This window comes from Halorubellus litoreus (assembly GCF_037081675.1).
Classification (GTDB): Archaea; Halobacteriota; Halobacteria; order Halobacteriales; family Natrialbaceae; genus Halorubellus; species Halorubellus litoreus.
Map to the genome: position 1 here is coordinate 1160366 of NZ_JAZAQL010000001.1, position 14773 is coordinate 1175138.

The following is a 14773-nucleotide window of genomic DNA, read 5'->3' on the forward strand; positions in this document are numbered from 1 at the left end:
GCCGATCAGTCCTCGCTCTCGGCGAGCAGTTCCGCGAAGTACGTCACGACGAGGTCCGCGCCGGCGCGCTTGATGGAGAGCACGGACTCCCTCGCCGTCGCCTCGAGGTCGAGCCAGCCCTTCTCGGCGGCGGCGTGCAGCATCGCGTACTCGCCGGAGACGTTGTACGCCGCCACCGGCCGGTCGAACTCGCGGCGGACGTCCGCGACGATGTCGAGGTAGGGGAGCGCGGGCTTGACCATGAGAACGTCCGCGCCTTCCTCGACGTCCAGACGGACCTCGCGACCCGCCTCCCGTCGGTTCGCGGGGTCCATCTGGTAGTGTCGGCGGTCGCCGAACGCGGGCGCGCCGTCCGCCGCATCCCTGAACGGGCCGTAGAACGCCGACTCGTACTTCGCCGCGTACGAGAGGATGGGGACGTCCGCGTGCCCGGCGTCGTCGAGCGCGCCACGGATCGCGTCGACCATCCCGTCCATCATCCCCGACGGCGCCACCATGTCCGCACCCGCTTTGGCGTGACTCACCGCGACGCTCCCGAGCAACGGCAGCGTCTCGTCGTTCTCGACCGTGAGTTCCGCGGCCTCGTGCGCGTGCGGCTCCAGCACCCCGCAGTGCCCGTGCTCGGTGTACTCGCAGAGACACACGTCCGTGATGACGTACGCGTCCGTCGCCTCGGTCACTCGACGCGTCGCCTCCTGGACGACACCGTCTTCCGCCCACGCCCGCGACCCCCGCTCGTTCTTCGACTCGGGGATGCCGAACAGCATCACCGCCTCCACGCCCGTCTCCAGAACCTCCTCGACGCGCGCCACCGCCTCCTCGACCGGCACGCGCTCGTGGCCCGGCATCGACTCGATGGGCACTCGCTCGTCGGTCGTCGCGTCCACGAACACGGGCGCGACGAGGTCCGTCGCCCTGACCTCGGTCTCGCTCACCAGCTCGCGCACGCCGTCCTTCCGGAGGCGACGCGGACGCTCGATTCGCTCCATACCGGTCACTCCGAGCGCGCCTGAGGTAAGCGTAGCGCTCTCGACGACGACCGCCAGCGACATCCCGGCGGCGACACTCCGCCAGCGACACGCGGCCCGGTCGCCGGTCGCGTCGCGGGCCGCGTGACAAAACGCATTTACCTGCAGACTCGTGACTCTAGGTCGAATGACGACCGACGTCGCCGACGGCACGCAGCCCAAAGAGAACGGCCTGCGATGGCTGCTCGCGGAGTACGGGCCCCTCGCCGTCGCGGTCGGGTTCTGCCTCCTCGCCGTCGCCGGCATCGCGCTGTTCCTCGTCGGCGACGAATCGCTCGCGCGAGCGTTCCTCGACCAGTACGGGATGCTCGCGCTGTTCGCCATCCTCATCCTCGAAGGCGCGATGCTGCTGTACTTCGCGCCGAGCGAGGCGCTCGTCCCGGCGAGCATCCAGTTACTCGCTGCGAGCACGCAGGACGTCGAGACCATCGCTGTCCTCGTCCTCGTCGCCGCCGCGGGCGCGACCATCGGCCAGTACGCGCTGTTCACGCTCGCGAAACGCACCGGCCGCGACTGGCTCTTGGAGCGGACGTGGTTCCGCGTGAGCGAATCCAGGCTCGAGCGCTTCGAAGGCTGGTTCGACCGCTGGGGGCGCGCCGCCGTCCCCGTCTCGAACGCGCTCCTGTTCACGCGCGGGATGCTCACCGTCCCCGCCGGGTTCGCGGAGATGAACGACCTCGAGTTCCTCGCGCTCTCCGCGGTCGGGAGCGTCCTGTTCCAGACGTGGCTCGCGCTCGCGTGGCTCGGCGTCCTCGAACTCGGCGTCTTCTGACGCGCCACGTCACGCGCTCGCACACACCCACAAGGGCTTTTCCGGCACCATCGAATCGTCGCGTATGCCCGGTGCACGCTTCCTGGAGACGGAGCGACTGACGTTGCGGACGATAGAGGAGGAGGACGTGGACTTCGTCCACGAGCACAAGAACCCGCCCGAGGTCCATCGGTCGTACATCTGGCCGTACCCGGAGAACCGCGGCGACGTCGAGGAGTACCTGTTCGAGGGCGACGACGGCACGAGCCTCCTCGTCTGCCGCGAGGGCGACGACGGCGAGCCCGAGCCCGTGGGAGAGGTCGGGATGCACGTCGACGACCGCACGCGCGAGGCCGAGATCGGCGTGTGGGTCGCCGAGCCGTACTGGGGCGAGGGCTATGGAACCGAGGCGTGCGAGCGGTTCGTCGACTACGCGTTCGCCGAACGGAACGTCCACCGGATGATGGCGAAACACATCGAGGACAACGGCGGCTCGAAGCGCATCTGGGAGAAGCTCGGGTTCGAGCACGAGGGCGTGCACCGCGAGAGCGAGTTCATGGACGGCGCGTACCGCGACATGCACGTCTACGGCGTGCTCGCCGAGGAGTGGCGCGAGCGCGACGAGTGAATCCCTGCGACAGTCCCTCATGCCCCCACAACGCCTTTTGAGGCGCTCGCGGAATCGGGTCGTATGCCTGGTGCTGTCTTCCTGCGCGGCGACCGCGTCTCCCTCCACACGATCGAGGAAGGAGACCTCGACCTCCTGAACGAGAACGTCAACGACCCGCGGGTCCGACGGCCGTTGACGTCGGCGACGCCGACGACGATGCGGTCGACCGAGGAGTTCTACGAGGACGTCGTCAGCGACGACGACTCCGTGAACCTCCTCGTCTGCGTCGAGGGCAACGACGGCAATCCGGAGGCGGTCGGCGACATCGCGCTGTTCAAGATCCACGAGCGGACGCGCTGGGGCGAGCTCGCGATCTCCATCCACCCCGACCACTGGGGCGAGGGGTACGGGACCGCGGCGAGCCGGCTGCTCGTGGAGTACGCGTTCGACGAGCGGAACCTCCACCGAGTGCAGGCGCGCGTGATGGCGACGAACGACGCCTCGCGGCGGGTCTGGGAGAAACTCGGGTTCGAGCAGGAGGGGCGGATTCGCGAGAACCAGTTCGTCGACGGCGAGTACGTCGACACGCTCTACTTCGGCCTCCTGGAGTCCGACTGGCGCGCTCGCGAGCACTGAAACCGAACCGTCGCGGGCGGTGAAGTTCTCGGTGAGGAGTCATCAGGAACGTGGCCACCAAGTGTCACGGTAAGTATATCTCTCCGGTCGGCGTATCAGTGGTATGGTCGACAAATTCACACTCCTGGAACTGCACCTCGACGACGCCCGATTCAGCAACGCCGTCGGCAGCACGCCCGAGGAGGCCGCGGACCTGCTCGACGAGATGGACGACGAGATCGACGCCGAGATGGATGACGTCGAGACCGAGGACGTGGAGGAGTCGGGCCGTTCGATGGGTTCGACGCTCCGACGTGCGGCGTTCCTCGTGGTGCTCGCGGTCGGCATCCGGACCATCGCGCGCCGCCTGCTCTCCGACGACATCGAGGACATCGAGGACGTCGTCGGCGAGGACGCGGACTCGGACTCCGTCGCGGTCGACCTCGACGAGCACGTCGAGGCCTGAACCACGCGATAAACATACGATATCGTATATTTTCGAGTTTTCTGTCCACACCTAGTGTCGTCTTTGTAGCCGTTACGTCCGGTTCGATACCGTATACAGACCATACGGCACCCATTTTATTTCTTACACATCTGCCGTCTTTAATACGTCACATGCGGTATTAGGTAACGAGTCACATTATGGCAACCGAAGACATCAATACCGACACGTCCACCACCGAGCACAGCACAGAGACCATCCAGGAACGCTCCAGCACCGGCCTCGACTCGAACGTCGCCGGCGCACTCGCCTACCTCTTCGGCGCCCTCACCGGCATCATCTTCTACTTCCTCGAACCCGAGGACGAGTTCGTCCGGTTCCACGCCGCACAGAGCATCGTCCTCAGCGTCACGCTCTTCGCCGTCAGCATCGGGACCACGTTCGTCTCCATCCTCGTGAGTATCATATCGAGTGCAAGCATCGAAGCGAGCTTCGCCGGCGCGCTCGTGTCACTCGTGTTCTTCCTCGCGTGGCTCGTCATCGGGCTCGGCGCGTTCGCCCTCTGGCTCTTCCTCATGCTCCGGGCCTACCAGGGCAAGAAGACGCGCATCCCCGTCGTCGCCGGGCTCGCCGACCGCATCGCCTGAATCGACCACCCGCCACGACCGCCGCGACCCCCCGCTCTCCGAACGCAGCGCTCTCCTTTCGACGAACTCCCACTCGAGAAGCGACCGCACCGTCAGCAAGACCGCGACAGCGACCGCAGCCGAAACGGAACCGCGACAGCGACCGTGACCGCCCGATATCGCGGTAGCGAGGCCGCCACCGGAACGTGATCGACGGCCGTCAGACCTCGATCTGGTCCTCGGCGCCGATGGCCTCGACGATGAGTTCCGCGACGTCGACGACCTCGATGTCGTCCTCGAACCCGCCGGTCTTCCGGCCGTCCTCGTACATCGTCATGCACATCGGGCACGCGACGACGAACTTCTCGACCGCCGACCCGGCCTCGGTGTCCTCCAGCGCCTCGCGGAGGCGTTCCTCGCTCGGTTTCGTCTCCTCCTCGACCTCCATCCAGAGGCCACCGCCACCGCCACCGCAACAGAACGAATCCGCGCGATTACGGGGCATCTCGTGGAGCTCGCAGCCCGTCGCCTGCACGAGCTCGCGGGGCGCCTCGTACTCGTCGTTGTACCGCCCGAGGTGACACGGGTCGTGGTACGTGACCGTGTAATCGAGTTCGGTCCCGCGGAGCCCGAGCGCGTTCCGCTCGACGAGCTCCTCGACGACCTGCGTCCAGTGCTTGACGTCGATCTCTCCATCGGCGTTCCACTGGCCCTCGAACTCGAAGGGCATCATCGGGTCGTCCGCGAACTCGTCGAAGTCGACCTCCGGGTACTCGTTCTTGAACGTGTTGTAACTGTGGGGGTCCGTGCAGACGAGCTTCTCGAACTCGCAGTCCTCGAAGGACTCCACGTGATGCCCGGCGAGTTCGACGTAGAGGAACTCCTCGCCGACCCTGCGGATGTCGTTCCCGTCGTACTTCTCGTCGTCGAACAGGATACCGAAGGAGACGTCGGCCTCCTGGAGGATGGTCGCGAGCGACCGCGCGACCTTCTTGTTCCGGTCGTCGTAGCTCGGGTAGTCGCCGACGTACCAGAGGTACTCGACCTCCTCCTCGCGCGCGTCCGTGACGTCGAAGTCGAGGGGGTCCGCCCAGTCCGCGCGCTTGCGTTGCGGGTCGCCGAACGTGTTCCCCTTCTGCATGAGGTTCTGGAAGACGTCCTGGAGGTTCGAGTCGATCTCACCGGCGTCGGTGAGTTCGCGGTTCATCCGCGTGAACGACTTCAGGTGCTCGATCTCGACCGGGCAGGCGTCCATGCACGCCATACAGGACATGCAGGACTCCATGGTCTCCGCCTGGATGACCGACGACCCGCCGTCCGCGACGATCGCCTTCTCGTCGCCGCCGGCGTCGAGGTTCTCCCGGTACTGCTTCAGGTCGAGGATGACGTCGCGCGGGTCGAGGTTCCGGCCGCTCGCCTTGGCCGGACACACCGACGAGCAGCGCCCGCACTTCGTGCACGCGTCCTGGTCGAGTATCTCCTTCCAGCTGAAGGAGTCGATGCTCTCCGCGCCCGTGTCCGCGTCGAGGTCCGCCGGGACGCCCGGGAGGCGCTTCCCGGCCTTCTCGTCGCGCGTGACGACGTTCGCGAAGCTCGAGATCATGTGGAACGGCTTCGCGTACGGAATCGCGGCGATGAACACGAGCGCGACGATGGCGTGCGTCCACCACGTGAGCGGGTAGACGGCGGTCGCCATCGACTCGGTCATCCCCGCGGCACTGAACACGTCGGCGACGAACCACCCGACGAAGCTCACGGTCTCGAACTCGGGGCGGCCGGTGCCGAGGATGCGAACGCCCTCGGTGACGTACCCGCCGACGCCGAGGTAGAACAGCGTCCACACGAAGAGGTCGTCCTCGGTGCTGGTGTGTTTGCCCCAGAGGCGGCCGTTCCGTTCGACGTACCGCCGGTAGATCGCCATGCCGACGCCGACGACGAACAGGAGCCCCATCGCGTCCATCACGAACGAGTACGCGACGTAGAAGTCGCCGACGAAGAACGACTGCTTGTCCCCGAGGACGAACTGCGTGAACTTCTGGTAGCCGTCCATGTCGACGGCGAGGATGCCCGTCCCGATGGTGAGCGTGAGGAACCCCCAGAGGATGAACGTGTGCATCACGCCGGCGTAGAGGTCCCTGTCGAACTGTTTCTCGTTCGAGGCGACGATCTTCGTCGCCTCGAGGACGCGACGGCCGAGGTCGTTGGTGCGCTCGAACCAGTCCTCGTCGCCCTGCGCGTAGCGCGCGAACCGGTCGTAGACTCCCCAGAGGAAGACGACGATGGCGACGGCGGCGAGGTAGTAGAACACGACCTCCCCGACGTGACTGATCTGCCAGAACGTCGGGCGGGTCGTCTCTTGGGCGAGCGGTACCAGCGGAACTGTCATAGTCTATCACCCGGACGAGTCGGGCTTAAATCTTGCCACACTCGGTCGGTTGCCCGCTCCCCTCTTGCGAGAATCCTCCCGGAGTTGAGCGTTTCCGGGTTCGGGCGGGCTGCCTTCGTGCGATTCACGACCGAGTCGACGCCCGCTCGCGACCGCGATACGCATCCGAGTAGTCCACCAGTTCCGCGTCGCGCACGACCACCCGTCGTAGCCTGCGGTTGCTCGGCGAGTCGGCGCGTAGAGGAAGGCTACCGGGGTCGAAAGGTGTGGTACGTTTATGTACCGTGAGGGGTTGAGTGTCTCCGTGATGGACCGCAAGACCGAGGAACTGCGTGACATCTTCATGGACGTCGCCGGTGACGACACCGTCACCGAGTCCCAGGAGGAGTCCCGTGGCTCCCTCACAGACCGCCCAGACGTCGACGCCGCCCTCCACGACATCGTCGAGACGCTCCGGGACCGCTACGGGTTCGGGACCGACCTCGACGACGACGAACTCGTCGAGCTCGTCCAGCTCGTCTACGACGACGTGGACGACGACGCCATCGCGAGCGAGCTCGACGCCGACGTCGACGCGTTCGAGGTGTTCGTCGCCCGCACCGACTGTCACCTCGTCGACGACAGCGACCTCCCCGCCGAAGCCGACCTCGACGACGACAGCGACCCTCTCACCGTCCTCCGCGAGGCGCGCGAGGACGACCTGGACGCCGTCGCGGACGCGTTCGACGTCGACGAACGCACCGCCCGGAAGTACGTGCTCGCGCTCGACGCCAGGGAGCGTTCGCGCGCCGCGAACGACCGGTACCGGGACGCGTTCGACGACGTCCTCACGGACGCAGCGCTCTCGACGAACCTCGACGACGCCCGCGAGGACGGCCTCGACGAGGCGACCGAGGGGATGGAGGTCGACGTCGACTTCTAGCCCGCGACGCGCCGCCAGCCACCACGACGCCGCCCGCATCGACGACCACGCCCCGCGGTTTTTGTACGAGACCGCGCGAACGTCGGCGTGCTCGCGTTCAGCGACCTCCGGACAGCCGCGTACTGCCCGCGCCAGCTCTGGTACGCTCGCCAGCGCGACGACCGGTCACCGCCGGAGCGCGTCGACGCGGTCCGCGACCTCGCGACCCGGTACGACGACGCGCTCGCGGACCCCGAAGCGGTCGACGTCAGCCTGCTGGACGTCCCCGTCGAGACGTGGCGCGAGCGCGTCCGGGGCGTCCGCGAGCGCGAACCGCGGTTCCCGGACCTCTGCGACCCCGCAGGGACCGACGTCTTCCTCTCGGGCCGCGAGTGCCACGGCGTCGCGTCGAAGGTGCTCCCGGACCCGCCGCTACCCGCGCTGGTCTCACCCGGGAAGCCGCCCGAGCAGGGCGTCTGGGAGCCCCACGCGGTGTGGGCGGTCGCGGCGGCGAAGGCGCTCGCGTGGGAGCGCCAGACCAGGGTCGACGAGGCCATCGTCGAGTACCCCGCGTACGGCGTGGTGCGGCGAGTCCGCCTCACCACCCGGAAGAAGGCGGCGTACCGGGACGCGATACGGACCGTTCGGGACCTGGGCGCGCCGCCCGAGCGACTCACGGGCGACGCCGCGTCGAAGTGCGAGCCCTGCCAGTACGCCGAGGAGTGCGGCGTCCGGACGAGCACGCTCCGGTCGCGGCTCACCGGGCGCTGACCCCGCGGCTCACCGGGCGCTGACCCCGCGGCTCACCGGAGGATGACTCGGACTTCCGTCGCGACTCACTTAGCACGGCGAGACGTTCGTCCCGCTGACCCGCCGGGTTTCGTTCTCGGTGACGAGGTACGTGGCGTCGGTCGCCACGTCGGCCTCCTCGTCGTCGGTCGCGTACGAGAGCGGGTGCGTGACGTTCACGTAGACGCCGTCGGCGGTCCGATTCAGGACCGTCGCCTCCTCGTCGATGCCGACGTACGAGGTGAGACTCCAGCTCTCGACGCAGGACGCGTTCTCGAAGCGCTCGGTGATGGACGCTTCCTCGGCGTCGAGCGCTCGTTCGGTCGCGTCGTCGTTCGAGACGCCGCCAGCGGTCAGGCAGCCGGCGGTCGCGAGGACGACCAGGAGACAGCAAGAGACGCGAGTCAGTCCACGCATCGACCGGTTCGTCGACCGGTTCGCATGAGTATCTTCTGTCGCAGCGACCCGCAGGGCGGTGCTCGTCGAACCACGCGGCGACAGGTAGGTCAGTGCTCTCGAACCGCGTCGCGCTCGGGCGGTCAGTGTGCGTCGAGCCAGGCTTCGATGGCGCCGGCGAGCGCGCCCTCGCGGACGATCTCGCCGGTCGTCGGGTCGACGACGGTGCTCTCGGCGCCGTCGGTACGGCCGCCGTCGAGCACGCTACTGACCGCGTCCAGGAACTCGGGGTCGAGGTCGTCGGGGTGGCGGACGCTCGGCTCGCCCGAACGGTTCGCGCTCGTCGCCGTCACTGGAGTGCCGGCGGCCGCGTAGAGGTCGAGCGCGAGGTCGTGCGCGGGAACGCGGACGCCGACGGTGTCGCCGCCGGCGACGAGGACGTCCGGGACGTGGTCCGCTCGCTCGCAGAGCACGGTGACGGGGCCGGGGAGGAACGCGCGCATGAACGCCATCGTGTGGTCGTCGGCGTGCACGTGCTCGCGGGCGGCGGCGACGCTCTGCACGCCGAGCGAGAGCGGTTCCGAGCGGTCCCGGCCCTTCGCGTCGAACGCACGCTCGACGGCGTCGGCGTTCAGTGCGTCCGCCCCGAGGCCGTACACGGTCTCCGTCGGGTACACGACGAGGTCGCCCGCTTGGACCGCTGCGGCGGCCGCGGCGACGCTGTCGCCGGGTTCGTCCACGGACTGGTTCCCTCGAGTCATCGCGTGAACGTACCGCGAGGAAGCGGAATAAACTGCTGGTTCGAACCGTCAGTGTAGCGGTTCGCGACGGTCAGGACACCGGCAGTGGCCCGTCACTGCTCGTCGAGCGCTCCCGCGATCTCGTCGTACGGCGGGAAGTCCGGCCACTCGCTCGCGGCCCACGCGTACTCGACGGTGCGCTCCTCGTCGAGCAGGAACACGCTCGGCCGCGGTTCGGTGACGCCAGTCATCCCGTCGAGGTCGTGGACGACGCCGTACGCCTCCGCGACGCCGTTCTGCGGGTCGCTGAATATCGGGTAGTCGATGCCGCGGTCCCGTATCGTCTCGGTGGTGTCGTAGGGGTCGCTGATGGTGACGCCCACGATGGAGACGTCGTGGTCGGCCTCCCAGTCGCGCTCGCGGAGCTCGTTCCACGTGTACGTCGCCGGGAACGCGCCGTTCATCGTCGTGAACACGAGCAATACTGGCCCCTCCTCGGTCAGGTCGTCGAGGCTGCGATCCTCCCAGAACTCGTCGGTGACGAGCGGTCGCGTGAACGCCGGCGCGGTGTCGCCCACCTCGGGGTGGTCGGCCTCGGGGAGGTCCACGACGTCGAAGTCGAGGTCGACCATCAGGCGTCACCCCCGTCGGTCGCGGCGTCTGCGCCGTCGTCGGTCTCGACGTCTCTGCCGCCGTCGGTCGCCGCACGCTCGTCGCCGTACGTCGCGCGCAGGTACTCGACGATGTTCGCGGACTCGCTCATCGTCACGCCCGTCGCCTCGTCGACGAGCGCGGGCGCCGTGCGACTGCCGCTGACGCGCTGGATGACGTTCCGCCGCGAATGCAGCGGTTCGACGAACCGCGAGCGATACTCGAGGTCGTACTCGTCGAGCACGCGCACCACGCGCTCGCAGAACGGGCACGCCTGCAGTCGATAGAGCGTGATCTGGGGGTCCTCGTCCATACGCGTACTCGGAGAGCACGCGACTAAGGGGCTTGGGACGCGGCAGGCAACAGCGCAACGCAGCAAGCGAGAGTGCAGCGCAGGCAGCACAAACTGGCAGGCGGCGGGCGAGAGTCCTCGCGGCGAGCCACGCGAACGCGCCGCCGAGCGAGGTGGCCACGGGCGGTCGCCATCGGTCGCGAGGGCGACGGCGCGCAATCTGCCGGTCAGTTCGGGGGACAAGAAAAGAGTTAATCCGGCAGGATACCAAGGTTCGGCGTTGAATGGGTTCATCGCTTAGTGCTGTATCCCTGGCGACGGCCAGCTGGACCGTCCCGTTCCTCGGTATCGAGCTGGGACAGACCGCCATCGCTGTACTCGGCAGTCTCACGATTCTCGTGCTCATCGTGCTCTCGGCGTTCTTCTCGTCGTCGGAGATCGCGATGTTCTCGCTCGCCGCACACCGCATCGACGCGCTCGTCGAAGACGGGCGGTACGGCGCGGAAACCGTCAAGGAACTGAAGGACGACCCCCACCGGTTGCTCGTCACCATCCTCGTCGGGAACAACATCGTGAACATCGCGATGTCGTCCATCGCGACCGGGCTGCTCGTTGCGCTCGGCGCGAATCAGGGCGAGGCTGTCTTCTTCGCGACGTTCGGCATCACGGCGCTCGTGCTCCTGTTCGGAGAGAGCGCGCCGAAGTCCTACGCGGTCGAGAACACCGAGTCGTGGGCGCTCCGCATCGCGAAGCCGCTGAAGGTCTCCGAGTTCGTCCTCCTCCCGCTCATCGTCCTCTTCGACTACCTCACGCGTATCGTGAACAAGGTCACGGGCGGCCGCTCGGCCATCGAGACGAGCTACGTGACCCGCGACGAGATACAGGACATGATCGAGACCGGGGAGCGCGAGGGCGTCATCGAGGAGGATGAACGCGAGATGCTCCAGCGCATCTTCCGGTTCAATAACACCATCGCGAAGGAAGTGATGACGCCGCGCCTCGACATGGACGCCATCTCGAAGGAGGCACCCATCGAGGAAGCCATCCAGCAGTGTATCCACGGTGGCCACGCGCGCCTCCCCGTCTACGAAGGGAGTCTGGACAACATCATCGGCGTCGTCCACATCCGCGACCTCGTCCGCGACCTGAACTACGGCGAGAACGGCGACCTGGAGCTCGGCGACCTCATCCAGCCGACGCTGCACGTCCCCGAGTCGAAGAACGCCGACGAACTCATGGCGGAGATGCGCGAGAACCGCATGCACATGGTCATCGTCATCGACGAGTTCGGCACCACCGAGGGCCTCGTGACGATGGAGGACATGATCGAGGAGATCGTCGGCGAGATCCTCGAGGGCGAGGAGGAGGAACCCATCGAGCAGGTGAGCGAGGACGAGGTCCTCGTCAAGGGCGAGGTGAACATCGAGGAGGTCAACGAGTTCCTCGACATCGAGCTCCCGGAGGGCGAGGAGTTCGAGACCATCGCGGGCTTCATCTTCAATCGCTCCGGGCGCCTCGTCGAGGAGGGCGAGGTGATGGAGTACGGGCGCGTCCGCATCACGGTCGAGCAGGTGGAGAACACGCGCATCATGAAGGCGCGGTTGACGCTCCTCCCCGAGGAGGAGGCGAACGACGAACCGGACGCGGACGCGGACGTCGAACCCGGCGAAGTCCCGACCGAGTGACAGCGCGTCGGGGCGCTCGCTCCAGCCGAGTGCCTCTCCACCAGCTTTTTTCAGTCTTTAGGTCCCCGAGTTGAACGTGACGTCTCGTACTGGTGTGGACGACGGTCCGGGGCTCGGGCGGATGTACAGGTTGCTCGCGGGTGGTATCGGACTCGGTGCACTCGGGTTCGTGCTCGTCGGTGCGACGATGGGCGTCGGTGAGCCCGGCGTCGTCGCGAAGTCGGGGCTCGCGCTCCTGGGCGCGGGGTTCGCGATGGTCGGGTACGGGCTCGTCCGATACCGCGAGCCGGTCGCGGCGACGGACTCGCGGTACGACTACGGGCCGGTGACCATCGCGACGTTCGGCGTCGTGGCCGTCGCCGCCGGCGTCGCGCTCGGGTACGCTGCGGTCGTCGCGTGACCGACCCGGACGCCTCGAACCGCGTTCCGTCGGCGGCCGCATCGCTCGTCCCGACGGTCGCAGCACCGGAAGCCAGAGTTTTTTACGGAGACGTTAGCCACGTATCGTATGGCGAGTCGAGAGGCTCCGTTGGGGCGGTTCAAGGTGCTGTGGATGGGCGGGTTCGCGGCCGCGTTCGTCGGCATGTTCGTCGGGCTGGGTGCGCCCGACGGCAGTCAGTACGCGGCCGTCGAGCGCCTCGGGTTCCTGATAGCGGCGCTCGGGTGGGGGAGCACGGGGTACGGCCTCGTCCGCTATCGCGACGCGCTCGCGGCCGTCGAGGGGCACCCGCGGAGCGTGTACGGGAGTTCGACGACGACGAACGTCCTGACGAGCGTCCCCTTGTTCTGGTTCGCGTCGGCGTTCGCCGCCGGCGCCGTCCTGTGACCGACTACAGGAGGAGTACGTCGACGAGCCAGAAGCCGGCGTAGGCGACCACGAAGGAGAGGACGAGCGAGCCGATCCACGCGGCGACGGTCTTCAGCATCTTCTCGCGGCTGACGCCGCTGGAGCCGGCGGCGTACCCGCTGCCGACGATGGTCGAGACGATGATCTCGTTGAACGAGACGGGGACGCCGAGGAAGATGGCGACCTGCGCGATACTGAACGCGGGGATGAGCGCGGCGATGGAGCGGCGTGGGCCGAGCGACGAGTAGTCCTGACTGAGTGCCTTGATCATCCGGGGGGCGCCCGTCCACGAGCCGACGAGGAGGCCGAGGCCGCCGGCGAGCAGCAGGACGGTGAGCGGGAGGACGACGGCCTGCCCTTCGCCGACGAGGGGCGTGAGCGGGCCGATGGCGAGGCCGACCTGGCTGCCGCCCGCGGAGAACGCGACGAGGCCGCCGAGCGCGACGAGGAAGTGCTGTTGGCCGGCGGCCTCGTCCGCCCGGAGGTCGAGCGCGAGCACGCCGGCGACCGCGAGCGCGACCGCGGCCGTGACCGCGAGGACGCCAGTGGTCGACGCGACGCCGAGCGCGTCGGCGACGGCGGCGGCCATGGATCGCGTCTCGCCTTCCGGGCCGAGGAGCGTGAACCCGATGTTCGCGACGATGGCGCCGACGATGGCGGCGAGAACGGGGACGACGACGCGCTCGCTGACGCCCTCGGCGCGTAGGAGTCGAGCAGTCGTGTACGCGACGAACCCGCCGACGAACGGGATGGAGACCCAGACCGCGACGAGTTCCTGGTACTTCGATATCGCGGGGTCGCCGCCCATCGCGAGGCCGACGCCGACGACCGCGCCCGTGACGGTGAACGCGGTCGCGATCGGGTAGCCCGTGTAGACGCCGAACGCGACGAGGACGGCGGCGACGAGCAAGCCGACGGTCGCGGCTTCGGCCGACAGCGCGGTGTTCAAGACGAGTTCGGACCCGACGGCCTCGGTGACGTTCGCGCCCTGGAGGACGGCGCCGGCGAACCCGAGGATGCCGACGACGAACCCGGCGCGCATCACGCCGATGGCGTTCGCGCCGACCGCGGGCGCGAACGGCGTCGACCCCGAGGACCCGGCGCCGATCGTCCACGCCATGAACAGACTCGCGAGTCCGGCGACCGCGAGCGTGGCGAGCGTGCCGGCGTCCACCATTTCGTATGGGTTCGAGTGTGGGACGATACAAGTAGGCGTCGCCTCCGGCGTCGACGACCTCGAGATGTGGATTGGGGCGTGCAGTCAGCGCTCGCGGTCGCTGGCGTCGTGGACGATGGAGAAGAGGACGTCGTCGCCACCGACGCTGACGGGCGTGGAGTAGACGTCGACGGCGCGGACCTCGCCGTCGGCGAGTTCGTGCTCGAACTCGAAGTGGTTCTCGTCGCCGGCGTCCGCGGCGGCGCGACGGGCGGCGACCTCCTCGGGCGGAAGGGCGTTGATGTCGTCGACGCGACGGTCGGTGAACGCGTCGGCGTCGTACCCGTAGAACTCGCGGGCGGCGTGGTTCGCGCGCTCGATGCGGCCGGTGTCGGGGTCGACGAGCAGCATCGGGGAGGCGTGCTCCTCGAAGATCGCTTCGAAGCGGTCGGCGCGCTCGCGGAGTTCGCGCTGCGCGCGGTACTCGGAGACCGCGCGTTCGACGCGGTTCGCGAGCAGCGTCCACGCGTCCGCACCGCCCTTCTGGACGTAGTCGCTGACGCCCGCGGAGATGGCGGTGCTCGCCACTTCCTCGCTGCCTTTGCCCGTGAACAGGACGAAGGGCACGTCGGGGTCGTGGTCGCGGACGCGTTCGAGGAACTCGAGGCCGTCGCACGACGGCATGTCGTAGTCGCAGACGACGCACTCGACGTCGTCGAGCGCGTCGAGTGCCGCGTCGGGGTCGGCGTACGTGCGCACGTCGAGGTCCTTCCGTTCGAGGAATCGTTCGGCGAGGTCGAGGAACGCCTCGTCGTCGTCGAGGTGCGCGACGATCGGCTGCTCGACCATACTCGG

18 protein-coding genes are annotated in these 14773 nt (G+C 68.0%); 10 read left to right on the plus strand and 8 right to left on the minus strand.

Annotated elements, in window-relative coordinates; all coding sequences use genetic code 11:
* Nucleotides 1-5 precede the first annotated feature (5 nt).
* Nucleotides 6-989, minus strand: a complete 984-nt coding sequence (gene hemB / locus VYJ16_RS05820) for a porphobilinogen synthase (protein WP_336349356.1) — start codon at nucleotides 987-989, stop codon at nucleotides 6-8.
* A gap of 166 nt (nucleotides 990-1155) precedes the next feature.
* On the opposite strand from hemB, the gene VYJ16_RS05825 reads away from it, so the two are divergent.
* The 5 genes from VYJ16_RS05825 (at nucleotide 1156) to VYJ16_RS05845 (ending at nucleotide 4096) form a co-directional block, all read left to right on the plus strand.
* Nucleotides 1156-1800 carry a DedA family protein gene (locus VYJ16_RS05825; protein WP_336349357.1) on the plus strand — a complete coding sequence of 215 codons (645 nt, stop codon included), beginning with the start codon at nucleotides 1156-1158 and terminating at the stop codon, nucleotides 1798-1800.
* A 64-nt stretch (nucleotides 1801-1864) separates the two neighbouring features.
* Nucleotides 1865-2407: a GNAT family N-acetyltransferase gene (locus VYJ16_RS05830; RefSeq protein ID WP_336349358.1), complete on the plus strand. Its 543-nt coding sequence runs from the start codon at nucleotides 1865-1867 to the stop codon at nucleotides 2405-2407.
* Between the two features lie 63 nt (nucleotides 2408-2470).
* Nucleotides 2471-3025, plus strand: a complete 555-nt coding sequence (locus tag VYJ16_RS05835) for a GNAT family N-acetyltransferase (RefSeq protein ID WP_336349359.1) — start codon at nucleotides 2471-2473, stop codon at nucleotides 3023-3025.
* A gap of 103 nt (nucleotides 3026-3128) precedes the next feature.
* A complete protein-coding gene (locus tag VYJ16_RS05840; protein WP_336349360.1) occupies nucleotides 3129-3470 on the plus strand; it encodes a hypothetical protein in 342 nt (113 codons plus the stop codon).
* A 179-nt stretch (nucleotides 3471-3649) separates the two neighbouring features.
* Entirely contained in the window at nucleotides 3650-4096 is a 447-nt protein-coding gene (locus tag VYJ16_RS05845) for a DUF4870 domain-containing protein (protein ID WP_336349361.1), read from the plus strand.
* A 199-nt stretch (nucleotides 4097-4295) separates the two neighbouring features.
* Here VYJ16_RS05845 and VYJ16_RS05850 read toward each other — a convergent pair whose 3' ends face one another.
* Complete coding sequence (locus VYJ16_RS05850; protein WP_336349362.1) at nucleotides 4296-6461, minus strand: heterodisulfide reductase-related iron-sulfur binding cluster; 2166 nt, start codon at nucleotides 6459-6461, stop codon at nucleotides 4296-4298.
* Nucleotides 6462-6768: 307 nt separating this feature from the next.
* Between VYJ16_RS05850 and VYJ16_RS05855 the strand changes: the two genes are divergently transcribed.
* Both VYJ16_RS05855 and VYJ16_RS05860 read left to right on the plus strand, forming a co-directional pair.
* The gene (locus VYJ16_RS05855; RefSeq protein WP_336349363.1) at nucleotides 6769-7383 is read left to right on the plus strand and encodes a conditioned medium-induced protein 4; all 615 of its coding nucleotides are present in this window, start codon (nucleotides 6769-6771) and stop codon (nucleotides 7381-7383) included.
* A gap of 87 nt (nucleotides 7384-7470) precedes the next feature.
* Nucleotides 7471-8133: a CRISPR-associated protein Cas4 gene (locus tag VYJ16_RS05860; RefSeq protein WP_336349364.1), complete on the plus strand. Its 663-nt coding sequence runs from the start codon at nucleotides 7471-7473 to the stop codon at nucleotides 8131-8133.
* 69 nt (nucleotides 8134-8202) lie between these two features.
* Here the strand turns inward: VYJ16_RS05860 and VYJ16_RS05865 are convergent, their stop codons facing one another.
* The 4 genes from VYJ16_RS05865 to VYJ16_RS05880 all read right to left on the minus strand — a co-directional run bounded on the left by VYJ16_RS05865 (nucleotide 8203) and on the right by VYJ16_RS05880 (nucleotide 10251).
* Nucleotides 8203-8568 (minus strand): hypothetical protein, encoded by a 366-nt coding sequence (locus VYJ16_RS05865; RefSeq protein ID WP_336349365.1) that lies wholly within the window; start codon nucleotides 8566-8568, stop codon nucleotides 8203-8205.
* 122 nt (nucleotides 8569-8690) lie between these two features.
* Nucleotides 8691-9308 (minus strand): L-threonylcarbamoyladenylate synthase, encoded by a 618-nt coding sequence (locus VYJ16_RS05870; protein ID WP_336349366.1) that lies wholly within the window; start codon nucleotides 9306-9308, stop codon nucleotides 8691-8693.
* 92 nt (nucleotides 9309-9400) lie between these two features.
* On the minus strand, nucleotides 9401-9919 hold the full coding sequence (locus VYJ16_RS05875) for a peroxiredoxin family protein (RefSeq protein WP_336349367.1): 519 nt from the start codon (nucleotides 9917-9919) through the stop codon (nucleotides 9401-9403).
* On the minus strand, nucleotides 9919-10251 hold the full coding sequence (locus tag VYJ16_RS05880) for a glutathione S-transferase N-terminal domain-containing protein (RefSeq protein ID WP_336349368.1): 333 nt from the start codon (nucleotides 10249-10251) through the stop codon (nucleotides 9919-9921). The genes VYJ16_RS05875 and VYJ16_RS05880 overlap by 1 nt, the downstream gene beginning before the upstream one ends.
* A 263-nt stretch (nucleotides 10252-10514) precedes the next feature.
* Between VYJ16_RS05880 and VYJ16_RS05885 the strand changes: the two genes are divergently transcribed.
* The 3 genes from VYJ16_RS05885 (at nucleotide 10515) to VYJ16_RS05895 (ending at nucleotide 12741) form a co-directional block, all read left to right on the plus strand.
* The gene (locus tag VYJ16_RS05885) at nucleotides 10515-11915 is read left to right on the plus strand and encodes a hemolysin family protein (RefSeq protein ID WP_336349369.1); all 1401 of its coding nucleotides are present in this window, start codon (nucleotides 10515-10517) and stop codon (nucleotides 11913-11915) included.
* A 76-nt stretch (nucleotides 11916-11991) separates the two neighbouring features.
* Nucleotides 11992-12315 carry a hypothetical protein gene (locus tag VYJ16_RS05890; RefSeq protein WP_336349370.1) on the plus strand — a complete coding sequence of 108 codons (324 nt, stop codon included), beginning with the start codon at nucleotides 11992-11994 and terminating at the stop codon, nucleotides 12313-12315.
* Nucleotides 12316-12423: 108 nt separating this feature from the next.
* Nucleotides 12424-12741 (plus strand): hypothetical protein, encoded by a 318-nt coding sequence (locus tag VYJ16_RS05895; protein WP_336349371.1) that lies wholly within the window; start codon nucleotides 12424-12426, stop codon nucleotides 12739-12741.
* Between the two features lie 4 nt (nucleotides 12742-12745).
* Here VYJ16_RS05895 and VYJ16_RS05900 read toward each other — a convergent pair whose 3' ends face one another.
* Both VYJ16_RS05900 and VYJ16_RS05905 read right to left on the minus strand, forming a co-directional pair.
* Nucleotides 12746-13939, minus strand: coding sequence for an inorganic phosphate transporter (locus VYJ16_RS05900; protein ID WP_336349372.1), 1194 nt, complete (start codon nucleotides 13937-13939; stop codon nucleotides 12746-12748).
* Nucleotides 13940-14023: 84 nt separating this feature from the next.
* Nucleotides 14024-14767, minus strand: a complete 744-nt coding sequence (locus VYJ16_RS05905) for a response regulator (protein WP_336349373.1) — start codon at nucleotides 14765-14767, stop codon at nucleotides 14024-14026.
* Nucleotides 14768-14773 lie beyond the last annotated feature (6 nt).